Annotated in this window: 11 protein-coding genes and 2 pseudogenes; 2 read left to right on the top strand and 11 right to left on the bottom strand. The window is 58.0% G+C overall.

The window, feature by feature from the left end:
- The first annotated feature begins 765 nt into the window (after nucleotides 1-765).
- Nucleotides 766-2,529, top strand: coding sequence for a right-handed parallel beta-helix repeat-containing protein (locus tag OMP40_RS03855; protein ID WP_277529299.1), 1,764 nt, complete (start codon nucleotides 766-768; stop codon nucleotides 2,527-2,529).
- 207 nt (nucleotides 2,530-2,736) lie between these two features.
- Here OMP40_RS03855 and OMP40_RS03850 read toward each other — a convergent pair whose 3' ends face one another.
- The 3 genes and pseudogenes from OMP40_RS03850 to OMP40_RS41160 form a co-directional block, all read right to left on the bottom strand.
- The gene (locus OMP40_RS03850) at nucleotides 2,737-3,108 is read right to left on the bottom strand and encodes a hypothetical protein (protein ID WP_277529298.1); all 372 of its coding nucleotides are present in this window, start codon (nucleotides 3,106-3,108) and stop codon (nucleotides 2,737-2,739) included.
- Between the two features lie 51 nt (nucleotides 3,109-3,159).
- On the bottom strand, nucleotides 3,160-3,759 hold the full coding sequence (locus tag OMP40_RS03845; protein ID WP_277529297.1) for a phosphatase PAP2 family protein: 600 nt from the start codon (nucleotides 3,757-3,759) through the stop codon (nucleotides 3,160-3,162).
- Nucleotides 3,760-4,042: 283 nt separating this feature from the next.
- Nucleotides 4,043-4,345: pseudogene (locus OMP40_RS41160) on the bottom strand (DedA family protein); the annotation flags it as partial.
- Nucleotides 4,346-4,813: 468 nt separating this feature from the next.
- On the opposite strand from OMP40_RS41160, the gene mprF reads away from it, so the two are divergent.
- On the top strand, nucleotides 4,814-7,333 hold the full coding sequence (gene mprF, locus OMP40_RS03835; protein ID WP_277529295.1) for a bifunctional lysylphosphatidylglycerol flippase/synthetase MprF: 2,520 nt from the start codon (nucleotides 4,814-4,816) through the stop codon (nucleotides 7,331-7,333).
- A 552-nt stretch (nucleotides 7,334-7,885) separates the two neighbouring features.
- Here the strand turns inward: mprF and OMP40_RS03830 are convergent.
- From OMP40_RS03830 to OMP40_RS03795, 8 genes and pseudogenes are all read right to left on the bottom strand, one after another.
- Nucleotides 7,886-8,824: an S-layer homology domain-containing protein gene (locus tag OMP40_RS03830; protein WP_277529778.1), complete on the bottom strand. Its 939-nt coding sequence runs from the start codon at nucleotides 8,822-8,824 to the stop codon at nucleotides 7,886-7,888.
- 43 nt (nucleotides 8,825-8,867) lie between these two features.
- Nucleotides 8,868-9,761 carry an Ig-like domain-containing protein gene (locus OMP40_RS03825; protein WP_277529294.1) on the bottom strand — a complete coding sequence of 298 codons (894 nt, stop codon included), beginning with the start codon at nucleotides 9,759-9,761 and terminating at the stop codon, nucleotides 8,868-8,870.
- Nucleotide 9,762: 1 nt separating this feature from the next.
- Entirely contained in the window at nucleotides 9,763-11,229 is a 1,467-nt protein-coding gene (locus OMP40_RS03820) for a galactose-binding domain-containing protein (protein ID WP_277529293.1), read from the bottom strand.
- 49 nt (nucleotides 11,230-11,278) lie between these two features.
- Nucleotides 11,279-12,580: pseudogene (locus OMP40_RS03815) on the bottom strand (polysaccharide lyase family 8 super-sandwich domain-containing protein); the annotation flags it as partial.
- A gap of 249 nt (nucleotides 12,581-12,829) precedes the next feature.
- Nucleotides 12,830-13,879 carry a glycoside hydrolase family 130 protein gene (locus tag OMP40_RS03810; protein ID WP_277529292.1) on the bottom strand — a complete coding sequence of 350 codons (1,050 nt, stop codon included), beginning with the start codon at nucleotides 13,877-13,879 and terminating at the stop codon, nucleotides 12,830-12,832.
- Nucleotides 13,880-13,891: 12 nt separating this feature from the next.
- The gene (locus OMP40_RS03805) at nucleotides 13,892-15,070 is read right to left on the bottom strand and encodes a DUF3502 domain-containing protein (RefSeq protein WP_277529291.1); all 1,179 of its coding nucleotides are present in this window, start codon (nucleotides 15,068-15,070) and stop codon (nucleotides 13,892-13,894) included.
- A complete protein-coding gene (locus OMP40_RS03800; protein ID WP_277529290.1) occupies nucleotides 14,955-15,434 on the bottom strand; it encodes a type 2 periplasmic-binding domain-containing protein in 480 nt (159 codons plus the stop codon). Before OMP40_RS03800 ends, OMP40_RS03805 begins: the two co-directional genes overlap by 116 nt.
- 64 nt (nucleotides 15,435-15,498) lie before the next feature.
- On the bottom strand, nucleotides 15,499-16,389 hold the full coding sequence (locus OMP40_RS03795; RefSeq protein WP_277529289.1) for a carbohydrate ABC transporter permease: 891 nt from the start codon (nucleotides 16,387-16,389) through the stop codon (nucleotides 15,499-15,501).
- Nucleotides 16,390-16,395 lie beyond the last annotated feature (6 nt).

The raw sequence follows: 16,395 nt of genomic DNA, 5'->3' as shown, positions 1-16,395 counted from the left end.
TACCTGCAGCACGGCGTAATCACCAATCGATTAAAGTGCAGGATTTTCACCTCAAACAAGCTCTACAGCGTCGCGAACCGTTCGAAATGGTGCATTAAAGGAGAGAAGTTACTCTACAGGCTCGGGAACCGGTCGAAATGGTGCTGTAAAGGAGAAAAGTTACTCTACAGGCTCGCAAACCGGTTGAAATGGTGCTGTAAAAGAGAAAAGTTACTCTACAGGCTCGCAAACCGGTCGAGATGGTGCATTAAAGGAGAAAAGTTACTCTACAGGATCGGGAACGGGTCGAAATGGTGCTGGAAAGGCAAAAAGTTACTCTACAGCTTCACGGTCCGGTCCAGCAGGTGCTTCATACCTTAGCATTCTTCCTGGCTCAATCAGAGCGAGATTTGGTTCAGAATATTATCGGGCCGTCTGCTCAGACGATCTGAAATCCAAGATTTTGCAATTTGTCGATTAATTTAATCGGACGATAGATCAACTTTTTCGATGGACCTCTCAAGGTAAATCGCTTCGTATTAATAGATCGATGATTTAAGCAGGCATGTACTAGCTGGAGCTGAAAGCGATGGGGATAATCCGTCGTTCGCAGGTTTAAACGTAATAGGGCTCGAAAAAAACAGCAGGAATAAATTGGCATCCTCCAAAGCGCTGCCAAAGTCTTCATGCCGATGTTTTTTTTTGCCGATATGCTAAATAAGCAGACCTATCACTCCGTCTTTACCCGCCTGGTTCGACATCCAAACATGCGATGGAGGTTTTTTTTTGAAAAAGTTCAGTTCGGTGGTTTTGGCGCTTGTTTTGGCCCTCGGTGTCGTCTATGGTTTCTCGTCCAATGCCGACAAGACGGCCTATGCGCTCTCCGGCAATACCTCGCAAATCTTCTCCGCCGCCGCCGACTTCGATCTTGTGCAAGGCAAGCATCAATGGTACTATCAGTCGCTCGCAGGCTCCGAATATGCCGATCTCGTCTATAACGCCGATAACAAACGCTGGCAGCCGTCGAACGGCGATTACCCCCGGATCTCCAAGGATCAGCTGCATCCGTCCGACAACGCAGACGCCGTCCTGAAGTGGGTGTCGCCTGGCAAGGGCACGATCGCGATCACCGGCGAGGTGTCGAGGAGCTCCGAACTCGGCGACGGCATCGTGGTCACCGTGTTGAAGGACAGCAAGATGCTCTGGAAAAATACGTTGACCCTCGTCAAAGGCTATGCGCCGAAAAGCGTCGGCAGCGTCCCCGTCGAAAAGGGAACGGCGATCTATTTTATCGTGAATCGCAGGAATACGGCAGTCGGCGATAACGCGCTCTGGAGCCCGACGATCGAATTCAAGCCGGATGCGCCTGTCGCTGCGCCGACAGCGTCCCCGATCGCCAAGCCGGCAACCGTTACGGCTTTGCCTTCGACAACACCTACACATACACCTACACCTACTCCAACTCCAACTCCGACGCCCACGGCTACGCCGGTTGTAACGGCAACGCCTTCCGCGTCTCCAACGACAATGCCGACCACTGCCGGCATCGACGTGACGAGCTGCGGCGCGATCGCCGACGACGGCAAGGACGACTACGCCGCCTTCGCCGCCTGCGTGAGCAAGGCCAAGACGCAGGGCAAGCTCGTGACCGTGCCTGCCGGCAACTTCACGCTCGGCAAGATCCTGACGCTCGACGGCGTCAGCCTGAGCGGCGCCGGCATGGACAAGACGACGCTCACCTCCACGGATCCGCAGAACGGCTCGATCGACATCAAGGGCGACGGCGTCAAACTGAGCGACATCAAGCATGCATACGCGACGACAGTCCCGCGGGGCAACGGCGCCAACGAAAAAAACAGCATCACCGTCCGCAGCGCCACGAATTTCGTCATCGACCATGTCTACGTCTATAAGTCCAGCACGGCCGGCATTCTGGTCACCTATGCAGCCAAGGGCGGCCGCATCTCCAACAATGTCGTCGATTCGACCGGTGCCGACGGCATTCATATGACGAACGGAAGCAGCGATATCACGGTCGAGGGCAACCTCGTGAAGGGCGTCGGCGACGACACGATCGCGGTCGTCAGCTACGACGAGCCGGCCGTCAACGACATCACGATCCGCAACAACGATGTCGGATACGGCTCCAAGGCGCGCGGCATCTCCGTCGTCGGCGGCAAAGACGTGCTGATCGAAGGCAACGCCGTCAAGGATACGCAAATGGCGGGCATCTATATCGCCTGCGAAGGCTCCTACAATACGGCCAACGTCAGCAACGTCACGGTAAAGGGCAACACGGTCGACCATACGGGCATCCAGGAGCCCCAGAATCATCCGAACGTGCTCGTATACGCCTCGACGGGCGTGATCGACAACGTTACCTTTAAGGAAAACATCATCAAAAACGCCGCGCATCGCGGAATCGGCGTATGGGGCGACGGTCAGATCAAGGACGTCTACTTCTCGGGCAATACGCTGATTAACGACAAAGGCGCCAACACGACGTTCAAGAACGGCACGATCCACTTGCTCGACAACATCGGCTTCTAAGCCAGGCCGACGGTATTGGACCGGCGGCGGAACCTCGCCCCCTACATTGGCGGAGAGACGCTGTACAGCGCCACTTGTCGGGACTTCGGCGCTTAAATTAGCGAAGTAGCGCTGTAAGACGTCACATTGCGGATTCTCGGCGGCAACCAAGGCGGAGAGACGCTGTACAGCGCCACTTGGCGAAAAGTTTCTACCTGGAGCTTCGTTTCAAAACAGGGGCGCCAGCAGCCAATCGTCATCCGCCGTCTCATTTCGACGAAAACCTGCAAATATACATCTAATTTTGCCGATATCTATCCTTTCGGGAACAAAAGATGCGAATGTGCAGGTAATTCCCTCCATCGGCCCGTTTTCCGGCTTGCGCTTTGAATTTGCCTGCAAATTTGCATGTATTTTTTCACGTGCCGTTGGTCGGCAGAAAATACATGTAAAAATGCAGGCTTTTATATGCAAACCGCCTGAAAATCGTCGGCACGCCAATAGCGCGCCGATCGATCCGCGAATCGCCCCGCCCGACTCAGAATGGAAAGCGCGGCCTCTTTCTATCCTTTCTTCTATCCTTTCCGATTCGCGGTTCATCGATAGGCATGATCTTGCGGAAGGATTGCCGATTGCCTTTTGCGACTGCCATCAATCCCCGACGGCCCGCAGCTTCCGGAGAATCTCCAGCAGCATGACGTGAAGACTGACCCACGCGCCGCCGAACACATATCCGGCGAAGACGTCGCTGGGGTACTGCACGCCGAAATAAATCCGACTTACGCCCACCGCCAGGCAGATCAGAATCGCCCCCAGTACGAGAGGAACCCGGATATAATGAAAGTGGTAATAACGCAGCAGCAGAAATGCCGAGTAGCCGCATACCGTCAAGGTAATCAGCGTTTCCTCGCTGGGGAACGTATTAAATAGCTGAACGTCCGCCGCGACCGGCCCTGGACGATGGAAGACCGTGCGCAAAATTTCGTCGAGAAACTCTCCGCCTGCGACAACCCATACAAGAAAGATCAGGTCGAGCCTCCGCTCCTTGCTGTGCAGCATGATCCAAATCGCTGTCAGGCCAAGCACGGGACCATATAAATAAAGCGTGCCGAGCTGCTCGAAGACGTGCATCCATCCGTCCCAACCAGGACCGAAGGAGGCGATGACCAGAAAGGACGCAATCTCGTCGAACTGGCCGAACTCCTGCCCCAAAAAGTCCTGAATCACCCCGAGCATGAGCGAGAAAAACACAATAAACACCGCGAAAGAAGCCAACAGCAGCAGCCGTACTTTTCCGAACGAGCGAAAACGGCGCCCCCCCTTGCGCCAACAGCCGCATGAGCGCTTCCAGGACCCGGTCCTTGTACTTTTTGTACACATAAACCAGGCCGGCCGCAAGCGCCGAGGCAATGCCGAAAATAATCATGTAACGGTTGACCGTCGCATGATACAGCTCCCACTTCGGCCCCAGCACCTTGCCCAGAGAGATAAACAATCCGACCCAGAGGATCGCGCCGGAATACGCAAACAACGCATAACGCCGAAAAGGCATGCGGGTAACGCCGCAAAAATACCCGGTAATGTGCCGGACGCCGGGAATGAAATAAGCGACGACAAGCAGCTTGTCCCCGTACTTTTCAAACCAAAAGGCAAGCTTGTCCATGCGCGCTTCCGTCAAATGAACGCGATGCCTGTACCGGGCGATAAACGGCCGGCCCAGCCGGTATCCGATCCAATACGAGAACGTCACGCCCGTCAGTACGCCCGCGCCCGCCGACAAGACGCTGAACGTCCAACCCAGCTTTTGTTCATATACGAAAAGCCCGATATAGCTCATCATCATCTCGCCCGGAAGCGGTAGCGCGAGCATCTCGAGACACAGGAACAAGAAGATAAGTCCATATCCGTAGTTCGCAAGCAAATTTGTCAGCGTGTCCAATGGTAATCGCCTCCACGATGAACAAGAGCGGCCAACTTGTTGGTATCATTCCTACTTGCGCCGTCTTTTAACACTTGGCTTGGGTCACATCAAAAAGGACGTTAAACGAGCTGCGCTTGTTCGCCGCAAAATAAATATTTTTTCGGAAAGGTCGCTCAGGGTATACTTTGTGTACGACCAGTGGATGAGGAGAACATTTATGGCAAAAACCAAAAAAAGAGCTCCCTCGCCTAAAGGCGCTGAAGCTCTTGTCTACGCTGTACCGGTTAAAAGTAATCCAAATCCTGATTCCAGTCGCCGTGATCGGACTCATCGTCTGGGAAGGCCAAGCCGAATTCCGCCGGATCGACTGGGCGGCCACGCTGCATGTATTGCGGCAGATCGAGCCGTCGCGGCTTGCTGCTGCTCATCGCATCGTCTCTGGTTGCCGTCGCGGCGGTCGGCGGCTACGAATTCGTGCTTCGCCGGCATTTCCGGCTTACCATCGGACGCTGGGCAACTTTTCGCATTGCTTGGATCGCCAATACCTCAAATAGTGTGATCGGCTTTGCCGGCGTGGCCGGAGCCGCGCTGCGCACCTATCTGTACCGCAACCGCGGTCTATCGGTTCCGACTATAACGGCCGTCATCGCCTTCCTCTCCACGATCACCATCACAGGGATATCGCTTCTGGCCTGGGGAGGCATCTGCGGGCTTTTTCCGATCGACGCGGTGATTCGAACCCATCGCTGGACGCTCTATGCCGTCTGGGTCCTGGCTCTTTACCTGCCCGGCTATTTGCTGTTTCAACGCACTTCTTTTTATGCGAAATGGTTGAACCGCGACCTGCCGCGGATGAATCCCTCCACCATCGTCGCATCCGTGCTCGTCTCCGTGGCGGAGTGGGCGCTGGCGGGCGCCGTGTTCTGGTTGATCGGATCGACGCTGCTTCCCGATCTCCCTTTCCTTACGGCGATGGGCATCTTCACCGTCGCTGCCGTAGCGGGACTGGTGAGCCTCGCGCCCGGCGGCATCGGGGGCTTTGACCTGATCGCGCTGTTCGGGCTGCAAGCGCTCGGCTACGCGCCTGAGCATACCGCTGCGGTCCTTGTTCTATTTCGCATCCTCTATTATCTGTTCCCTTGGCTCATCGGGCTCATCATGGGCGCATTCGAATTTGCCCAGAACCGGCAGAAAGCGGCGGATAACGATGAGGCCGCGCTGGAGGATTCGCTCAACGGCTGGCAGCGCTTGTGGGAATTCCCCGGCCAGCATGCCTGGATCTCCGAATTCGGCGCATGGGCGCTCGGCAAGCTGGTATTTCTAAGCGGAGGCGTGCTGCTCCTGTCGGCTGCGACGCCCGGCCTGCTCGGACGGCTGGAATTTGCCGAGGAGCTTCTATCCGCGCCGCTCATGCGCCTTTCCCACCAATTAAGCCTCACGATCGGGTTGATGCTGATCGTTCTGTCATGGGGCATCTCCCGCAGAATCAAGCGTGCCTATCAGTGGACGCTCGGCCTGCTGTGCGCCGGCGCCTTGTTTACGTTCACCAAGGCGTTTGATTTCGAGGAAGCGATCTTTCTGCTGTTGGTCGCGCTCCTGCTTTATTTATCGCGGGCGCGTTTCTACAGAATCGGCGCGCCGATCCCTCGGGAGCGCATGGCGGTCTGGGCCGCGACCACCTTGATCATCGCCTACGTCTACGATATCGTCGCTGCCGGCACCGTGCCCGAATTTGTGCACCGGCTCCCCGACAATCGCTACCTTCATCTGATCCTGAACCCCACGGAGCATACGATCGCCGTCGTAACGGGCCTCGGCGTGACCTGGCTGCTGCTGTCGCTCGCGCTTGTGCTGCGACCGAACAAACTAACGGCACGCGGCGTTTCCGCCGAGGAGCTGGACCGGGTTCGCGATTTTTTGGAGGGAGCGCAGGGCAACCTGCTCACGCATATGCTGTTTGCGGGGGACAAGCGCTTTTTCTGGGCATGCGACGGTCGCGTGCTCATTCCATATTCGATCATTCGCAATAAGTTTGTGGTACTCGGAGACCCGTTGGGCGACGCTTCGCTGATCAGCAGCGGCATCCAAGAATGCCAGCGGCATGCCGATTTATACGATCTCGAGGTCGTTTTCTACCAGGTAGCCCCCGGCTATTTGCCGATTTATCACGAAAATGGCTACCGTTTTTTTAAGCTGGGCGAAGAAGCGCTGGTGAACCTGACGACGTTTTCGCTGGCTGGAAAAGCCAATAACAATCATCGCAACGTCATCAATCGCTTTGAACGCGACGGATACCGGTTCGAGGTGCTTCAGCCTCCGCATGACCAGCTAACGCTGGAGCGTCTGCGCCGGATCTCGGCGGCATGGCTCAAAGGCCGTCGGGAAAAAGGATTTTCGCTGGGCTGGTTCGAGACCGCCTATTTGCAGAAAGCGCCAATTGCGGTGCTGCTCGCGCCGGACGGGCAGGAGGTCTCCTTCGCCACGCTCGCGCCAAGCTACGACAAAGGGCGGACGATGTCCATCGACCTCATGCGCCATCTGGCGGATACCCCGAATGGGACCATGGACTTTTTGTTTATCCGCCTGCTCGAGTGGTCCCGGGATCAAGGCTATTCCGTCTTTAATCTGGGCATGGCCCCTCTCGCTAGCGTAGGCGAAGCACGAGCCGCCATGCGCGAGGAAAAGCTGGCGAACCGGCTCTACGAATACGGCGGGCACTGGTACGGCTTCAAGGGGCTGCGCAAATATAAAGAAAAATTCCGTCCGACCTGGGAGCCGCGATACTTGGCTTATCCTGCGCGCGTGACCCTGCCCGTGCTGCTTGTCGAATTAATACTGTTGATTGCCAGACGGCCGAACAAACGGCGGGCAACCGAGTCGGAGCGGGCGGAAGCGGCGACCTAGCCCGCCTCCTGCCGATGCGGACGAAGAAAAATCGTCTGGTCCCAAAAAGTTGTTCCAATAGCCGACCGCTAGCTGAGGAGGCGTTGTATAGCGTTACATGCTGCAACTGCGGCGTATTCTTAGCCGAAGAGGCGCTGTACAGCGTTACTTGACGGGACTGCGGTGCATGCCGAGCCGAAGAGGCGCTGTACAGCGTTACTTGACGGGACTGCGATGTATGCCGAGCCGAAGAGGCGCTGTACAGCGTTACTTGACGGGACTGCGGTGTATGCCGAGCCGAAGAGGCGCTGTACAGCGTTACTTGACGGGACTGCGGTGTATGCCGAGCCGAAGAGGCGCTGTACAGCGTTACTTGACGGGACTGCGAGTATTCGAGGCCGAAAGGGGCGATCGTGAGAAAATGGCTCGACACATCCAAATTAGCAAGTGCGTTCTATGTGATTTTGTGCGTGTTGCAAATTAAGAAAAAAAACCTTCCTCGAAAACTATCGAGGAAGGGCGGCACTTCGATTATTCGGTTATTCTCGCTTCTTTTTGTGCTAATTCTTATTGTTATTCCTTTTCCTTTTCCTTTTCCTTTTCCTTTTCCTTCGCCTCCAGCATCCGGAGCAGTACGGCGACCGTTTCCGCTCTCGTCGCGACGTCCTTCGGGAAGAAGCCGTTGCCGCCTTTGCCCTGCATGATGCCCAGCTTCTTCATCTCGGCAGCCGCGCCGACGGCCCAGGCCGGAATGTCGCGATCGTCAGCGAAGCCCGCGGACGCCGCTTCAGGTGTCAGGCTCAACGCTCTTGCGAGCATGACGGCCATTTCCGCTCTCGTGAGCGGCGCGTCCGGACGGAAGTTGTCGTTCGCGTCGCCACGGATCAGTTCCATGCTTACGGCTTGCGCAACGGCTGTCCGGGCCCACTGGCCGATTCGGTCCGCGTCCTTGAAGGACAGAACCGACGCTTCGTTCTGAAGCTTCAGCGCCTTGACCAGCATGACCGCGAATTCGGCGCGCGTCACCGTGCGGTAAGGACGGAACGAGCCGTCCGGATAACCTGTAATGATCCCTTTTTTTGCGGCTTCCATAATACTCGCTTGCGCCCAGTGACCGGCGATGTCCGAGAACTCGCGGCCGGTCGACGGAACGTCCGGCTCGTCCGGATCTTCGTTTGGCTCGTCGGGTTTGGCCGGCGGCGTCACGGGCGTTCCTTCGTTCGGATTGCCGCCGTTCGGACGCTCGTAGACCGAGACGCTTATTTTGCCGGTCACGGACGGCGTGGCGGATAACACTGCCGTGATCGTCGCCTCTCCGGCAGTGGATGGCGCCGTGAAGCGCACGCTGAACCGGCCGTTCGCATCCGTTGTCGCTTTGGACGTCTGAATGCTGCCCGATGAAGCCGCGAGCTCAACCGTTACGCCGGACACAGGCAGACGGTCGCGATCCGTTACGATGCCCGTCACGGTCGCTTCGTCTCCGGTCCACACGGCGGATGGCGCAGCCTGCATGTCGATTCGGACAGGCACTTGCTCGGCTTGGCCGACGGACACTTTAACCGCGTTCGTCACAGACGGATAAGCGGTCAAGGCGGCCGTGATCGTCGCTTCTCCGGCTGCGGACGGTGCCGTGTACACCGTGCCGAACCGGCCGTTCGAATCCGTTACCAGCGTGGCGTTCTTGACGCTGCCCGCCGAGGCCAAGACTTCGACCTCTACGCCGGGAACAGGCAGATCGTCGCCGTCGTAGACGACGCCCACGACGGACGCTTCGCCCCCCCGCCGTCACGGCAGACGGCATGGCTTGCAGCTCGATGCGAACGGGCACTTGCACGACCTCATGGACCGTAACGGCAATCGTATTCGCCACGGACGGATTCGCGGCCGAAGCGGCCGTAATCGTCACTTCTCCGGCGGCGGACGGTGCCTTAAAGATCGCGCTGAATTCGCCGTTCGCGTCCGTTATCGCTGTAGCCGGTTCGAAGCTGCCCGACGAAGCCGCGAGCTCGACCTCTACGCCGGCAACCGGCAGATCGTCGCCGTCGTAGACGGTTCCCGTTACGGACACGGACCCGCCGACCGCCACGGAAGACGGCGTCGCCTTCAGCTTGATGCCAACGGGCACCTGCTGGGCCCGCTTCACCGGCACGACGATCGTTCCCGTCACGGACGGAGTCGAAGGCAGGACGACCGAGATCGTCATGTCGCCGGCAACTCCCGGCGCCGCGTAAACATGGCTGAACCCGCCGTTTTCGTCCGTGATCGCGCGAACGGTGTCCGCGCTGCCCGGCGCTGCCGAAATTTCGACGGCCACGCCGGATATCGGAAGCCCGTCGCCGTCATATACGACGCCCGAGACGGACACGTCTTCGCCGACCGTCGCGGAAGACGGCGTTGCCTGGAGCTCGACCAGGGCGGGGATCCGCTCCGCGGTCTCGGCGCCGTACACTTTAAATTCCCAGAGCGAATAGCCGTAGGTGCTTCCTCTTTTTTAAGCCGTTCATCTTGACGTATCTCGCATTCACCGGTTCGAAGGCGATCTCGTCGATATCACCTTCCCCGTTCGCGGTGCTGTAAACGGTCGTCCAGTCCGCCGCATTGTCGGAAACCTGGATTTGATACTCCTTGCCGTAGGCGGACTCCCAGTGAAGCACGACCTTCGCGATCGTCTGGCTTGCGCCCAGATCGACGTAGATCGACTGCTGATCCGAATAGTTGGAGCCCCAGCGGGTCGTGAGCGAGCCGTCGACCGCATTCCCCGCCGCAACGTCGGCCGCCTTGGTCGAGCTCGCGACGACGTTCTTGCCTTCCGCAAGATTGGGCGCGACCGCCTCGTAGACGTTGAATTCGGCCAGCGAATACCCGTCCGCGGTCCCTTGCTTTACGCCCTGCATGCGAACGTACCTGGCGTCTACCTTGCCGAAGGAAATGTCGTCGATGCCGCCGTCTCCCAGCGAAGTGGCATAAACGTCCTTCCAAACGGATGCGTCGTTCGACACTTGAATTTTGTAGCTTTTCCCATAGGCCGACGCCCACTTCAATCGGACTTTATTGATCGTATATGGGGCCTGCAAATCCACGTAAAGCCATTCGTCGTCCGAAGCGTTCGAATGCCAGTAGGACGTTCTGTACAAGTCCGTCGCGTTCGAGGCGAATTGCTTGCCTTGGCTGGAGGAAGCGGCCGCGCCTTTGGTGTAGGCCAGGTCGAATCCGCTGTCGTCGAGGGCGGCTCCCTCGTTCAGGGTCACGCTTCGGCCGGCGAAGATGTCTTTGCCGAGCCGATACGTTGTCGTCGTCTTTTCCCCGTCCCGGTCCAGCGTCACATTCACCGTAATTCCCGGCGTCTCGGGATTGGCGACCGAGATCCGCACAGGCGACGCGGATTCGTCGACGATGACCATGGCGGGCTTATCCACAGCAACCGTCAGCCCGTCTCTTACCGTCACCGTTCCCGGCTGATAGAACAGCATTTCCGACAGGCGCAGCGTTTCGTGCCGAACGGCCTGGACCGATGCCGTGTTCGACAGGATGCGAATCGGGTTGTCGCTCGCGTAGCTGCCGACTTCTTCGGCGGATTTGTCCGGCAGCACAATGTACTGGTAGGAAGCGCCGGTCGGCTTGACGCCATGATCGAGCCAGATGGAGAAGATTGGCTTCGTGATCGGCTCCGTCGAGCTGCCCGTGACGACGTCGCTCCATTTGCCGGTTTTCGTCTCCAGCTTGACTTGGAAGTCCGTCGGATTCGGGAATACGTAGCCGATCCGATCGTTATAGGCCCACTTGCCGTTCGTCTGCTTCGTCCCTTCCGCCATCGTCTGGCCGTCCACGATCACGTCGCCGACTGCCATGCTTTGGTTCAAGGTCGTATGGATCGGAGCGGCGTTCGTGGAAGCGATGCCTGCGCCGAGCGCCACCATTTCGTCGTCGAAAAAGAAGTAGCCCTTTTTTGCCGCTCGTGCTCAGCTTGTTGAAGTCGAAGGCGGTGGCGCCGTAGCGCTCGTCGGTCACGCCGCCTACGAACGTCCTGGGATTGTTGAAATTCCCGTCCTTCGTAAGTACGTAAGGAGCCGTCGTGCCCGGAACGTGCATCCAGTCCATCAACGGATAGACCGGCCTGTATTCGTCGCCCGTCCGCTGAATGGCGGTCGCGCCCTGCGGCGTCCAGTACAGCAGGTTGTAGCCGCCCGGATTGATCGTTCTCCATTCGCCGCCCTTCACCGTGCTGGAGGACATCTTGACCGTAATGCCGTAGTCCTCACGCATATGGGACGAGACGAGCGTCTGCCATTGCGTCATATTGTTGTCGTTCAGTCCGTTGCTCGTACTCGTGCCGATCCGGCGAATATTGTCCAGGAAGCTCGCGAACTCCGAAGCCCGCTTCGGATTGGCCGCCTCCATCCACTGCATCGGATCTTCATAGAAGGTCAGGGCCGCGCTCGCGTAGTCCGGCCAGTCCGGTCCGTTCATCCCCATGCCCAGGTCGGCGACGTCGCCTCTCACCTGGTACCGGGTGCCGTCGAGCAGGTAGGACGACAACGAGTCGATTGCGGCTTGGCTGTAGGCGAAGACGGTACCCGAAGTAACGTACGCCCAGAACGACATGTCTCTGGCGAAGCTTCTGCCGTAGCCCGTCGTATAGTTGGTTTTGCCATGCTGGAAAAAAGACATGTCCGACTGGATGCCCGTCACCGTCGTCGTCACGGCCGACAGCACGTTAAACGCCTCCACGGCGTCCCGGACGATCGCGGCATCCTCCAGCAGCAAGCCCCGGTACATGTAATTCTGGTTGTACCAGGACGAATTGGCGCCATCGACGGTGTTCGGGCCGCTGTCCAGCGTACCGACGATATTGGCCGCTTGCGTCGCCGTCAGGTAGCCTTCGCACAGTACCGCGATCTTTTCCAGCCTTAACTGGGTGCCGATCGTGTTCTCCCACCAGTTGGTGGAGGTCGGCTTGACCGTGAACCAGTGATCCAGCGCCCGCTTGATGCCGTCCAGCATCGCATCGCCATGATAGCTCGGGCTCTTCGGATCGGCGAACGCCGCAGCCATCGACTGCATCCGGTCCAGGGCCAGGTAGGAAGGCCAGCCGCGCCCGTTGGCGGCGGATTGCTTGCTCGCATAATCGACGTCCGCCCAGCTGCCGTCCGGCTTCTGGCTGGCTAAGTAAGAAGCGGCCTGCGATTTGAACGTCCATTCGACCCGGCCGTTCGTGCCGTCGTTGATAATATCCTTGGAGACGAGAAAGTCGACGATCCGCAGCTTCATCCGCTTGATATCGGCGGTCTCTTGCGCAGCGCTCGGCGATTGGGGATCGGCCGCCGATGCGGACGGGGACAGCCATACGGAAGAGATCATCGCGCCGGCGAGCAGGAGACAGATCCACCTTTTCGCCAGCCTCTGCATTTGTCCGGTCATGCCTATGCACTCCTTTATAAACGTAACTTTAATCGAGCGTTTGATAGCGCTTTCCAAACGTTGGAAGAAAGAAGGCAGCTCGCACTGCCTTCCGCCCTTTCAATTCAGCGTGTCGTAAATATCGGCTAACGGGATGTCCACGCCGGCCATCGCTTCGTCCGCGGCGCCGTAATACATGCGGATCGTTCGATCCAGCAGCAGCGCGCCGCACGAGAAGACGACCCGGCCGAAGAAGCCGTTCACCTCGTATTCCGCTTCCGGCTCCAGAATGGGCACGCGGGATCTGGCGATCACGCGGGCCGGGTCCGCCAGGTCCAGCAGCAGCGCGCCCATGCAATAACGGTCCGTCTCGTCCGCGCCGTGGTACAGGGCCAGCCAGCAGCCCTCCGGCGTCTTGATCGGAACGGCTCCGCCGCCGATTCTCCCGCCGTCCCATTGCCCTTCCCGAAGGCCGATCAGGTGCCGATGCCGTCCCCAGTGTACGAGATCGGGAGACTGCGCGATCCACATCTCGGGAGAACCGATCGCCTTCGGCACCGGCCGATGAAGCGCATAGTAGCTGCCGCCGATTTTCTCGGGAAAAATCGCGACGTCCTTATTCTCGGGAGGAAGCATCGTGCCGGATCGCGCAAACGTCACGAAGTCCTCCGTCACGGCGACGCCGACGCTCACGCCCTTTGGCGAGATCGCGCTGTACGTGATGTAATATTGACGTCCGATCTGCGTAATCCGCGGGTCTTCGATGCCCCAGGCCTCCAGCGGGCCGTCCGGCAGCATTGCCGGACCGGGGTCCACCGTGAAGCGGACACCGTCGGCGCTGCGCGCAATCCTTAGATAGGAAAGGGAGGTCAGGTACGCGTACTTGCCCCGCTGCTTGATCACGCGCGAGTCCGACAGATCGTACCGGTCGTCCGACTTGGCGATGCGAACGATCTCCAGTTCGCCGTTTGTCTCGCTCAGCACGGGGACCAGCACCTGATTGTCGTCGGATTGTACCGGCATTTCCGCGACGCGCAGCAATAAGATAATCTCGCCCCCGAAGGTCGCCACCCCTGCGTTAAAAACGCCGACGACTTGAAAATCGGGATGGATCGGCTTCACGTCGTTCGTTGCTACGATCGGATTGTGCGCAAACCTGCTCAAGGCCATTTTCGAATCTCCTTATTTCTGCGCCGCCAGATAAGCATCCAGCTGCTTTTGATATTCCGCTTGAATTTTTTTCAGGTCCGCTCCGTATTTGGTCTCGAAGTCGGCAAAGGATTTGTCCGGATCGAGCGTGCCGAGCAATATCGGATAAACGTACGAGTTCGCCTTCAGCCTTGCCATCTCTTGCAGCACCGGCTCCGGATTAAACGTGAAGCCCGAATCCTTCGACTTCGTGAAGTTGGCCGCGTCCTTCGCCCAGTTCCACCACTTCAGCTCGTCCGGCGACAAGGCCGCGTCGTACCGTTCGTACGTCGGATTCCAGATCCAGTCGAAGCCGAAGTTCGGGTAATCGCCGTTCAGCGCCTTGAACCCGTCCTCGCCGACCGCTTCCCAGTTTTTTCCTTCCAGGCCGTAGCTGAGCAAATCGTAATTTTCTTTTTCGTTCGCCCAGTTCAGGAACATGATGGCGCGCTCTTTGTTTTTGCTGCTCTTCGGCACGCTGATGAAGTTCCATTGCTTGAAGTCGGTCTGGTACTTTTGCGACGGATCCATAAAGGTGACCCATTCGGCCGACCCGCCGAGCTTGCCGACGGCGTCCTGGATCGATGACGGAATGCCGACGTCCGCGGAGGTGATCGCCGCCGTTTTGCCCGCCGTGAACAGATCCCGCTCGTTCTGCACCGCCAGGTTATCCTTGTTCACGATGCCGTCCTGATACCATTTGCGCATGCCTTGAATGCCCGACCAGATGCCCTCGTCCTTGTTTTCGAACAGCGTATAGATTTTTCCGTCGTTGTTTTTCTTATAGAAGAAAGGATACATCTCGGGAATTTCCTGCTTGACGTCGTAGGCCGAATCGAAATAGAAAGGATATGCGTTCGTGATGCGGTCCGTCGACACGAGCGTCGTCAGCGGACTCATCCCCTGCTCGTTCTCCTTCACCTTGTACAGGTATTGCGAGAGATCGTCGAACGTTTTCAGCGGCTGCATGCCGTACTTCTCTCTTAAGTCTTTGCGGATGTAAAAGCCTTTGATCTGATATTGCGAGACGCCGAGCGGTATGCCGTAAATATGGCCGTTAAACTTGTTCGCGTCCCACATTTCCTGCGGCCGGGTTTTCAGTATCGTCTGGCCGTACTGCTGCAGCAGCGGCTCCAGATCCTCGTACGTATCGGAGGCGACCATCTTGTTCATATGCAGCCACGGCGCGTCGAAGATCAGGTCGACGGCTTCCCCCGGAAGCGAGCGCGAGCGACGTTTTATTGTCCAGATCCGACCATGGAATAAACGTGATGTTCAGCTTGACGTTAAGCGTGCCTTCCATCCGCTTCTCGGCTTCGGCGATGACGGCGTCCATATCCTTGGGACGGTCTCCGGGAATATAAATTTTTAACGTGGCGGGGCTAAGCGCTTCACTTTGTTGAGCTTGCTTCGTGCCGGCAGGGCTCGAGCCCGCCGCTTCGTTGTCGTTGTCGCTGCCGTTTCCACTGCAGCCGGCCAGTACGCCGGAAGCGGTCAGCGTGACGAGACCCGCCAGCAGCATCGCTTTTCTTTTCATTTCGATTGCCTCCCTGGAATGTTTCTTTATATGCTCAACCGAATACTGCCGGTTATAGCCCGAATTAGCCTTTGACCGAGCCGATCGTCAGCCCTTTGACGAAGTAGCGCTGCAGGAACGGATACAGCAGCACGATCGGTCCGATCGTCACGCAGACGGTCGCCAGCTGCACCCCGTAGGCCGGGATCTGCTGGAGCTGGCCGGTCGACGCGCCCTGAATGTAAGCCGCGGCGTTCATGTTGGAGATGAGCTGCCGAATCATGATCTGAAGCGGGTGCAGCGTGTAGTCGTCGATAAACAAAAGCGCGAGCCACCAGTCGTTCCAGTACTGCAAGGCGTACAGCAGCGTCGTCGTGGCGAGGACCGGCGTCGTGATCGGCAGGATGATGCGGAAGAACGTCCGCCATTCGCCCGAGCCGTCGACCGTCGCGGCTTCGTTCAGCTCGTACGGCACCGTACGGAAAAACGATACGAGAACGAATGTATTGAACGGGTTCAGAAGATACGGCAGGATCAAAGCCCAGAGCGTATCCTTCAGATGCAGCCAGTTGACGACGAGAATGTAAAAGCCGACAAGCCCCGAGCCGAACAGCATCGTAAAGTAGGTGAGAAACGACAACGCATTTTTGTACTTGACCTTGCGATGGGCGAGCACGTAGGCGAACATGGCGCTGATGAGGACCGCCGCAAGCGTGCCGAGGACGGTCGTCTCGATCGTCACGAGATAGCTTCGGTACACTTGCCCGCCGCGCAGCAGAAATTCATAGGCGTACAAGCTTAGCTTGCCGGGGATCAGCTTGAAGCCCTCCGCTCTCAGACTGCTCTCGTCCGTGAAGGAGCCGATAATGACCATCCAGAACGGAATCAAGCAAAAGAGGGCGAAAAGCGTCGTAATCGCATAAGCGGAACCGTTGACGAGCCGGTCGCCGATACTCGTTTTCGAACGTCGTTGCATGTACGG

It is taken from the genome of Cohnella rhizosphaerae, from assembly GCF_029525575.1.
GTDB classification, from domain to species: domain Bacteria; phylum Bacillota; class Bacilli; order Paenibacillales; family Paenibacillaceae; genus Cohnella; species Cohnella rhizosphaerae.
This window is presented reverse-complemented; position numbering and strand designations above follow the sequence as displayed.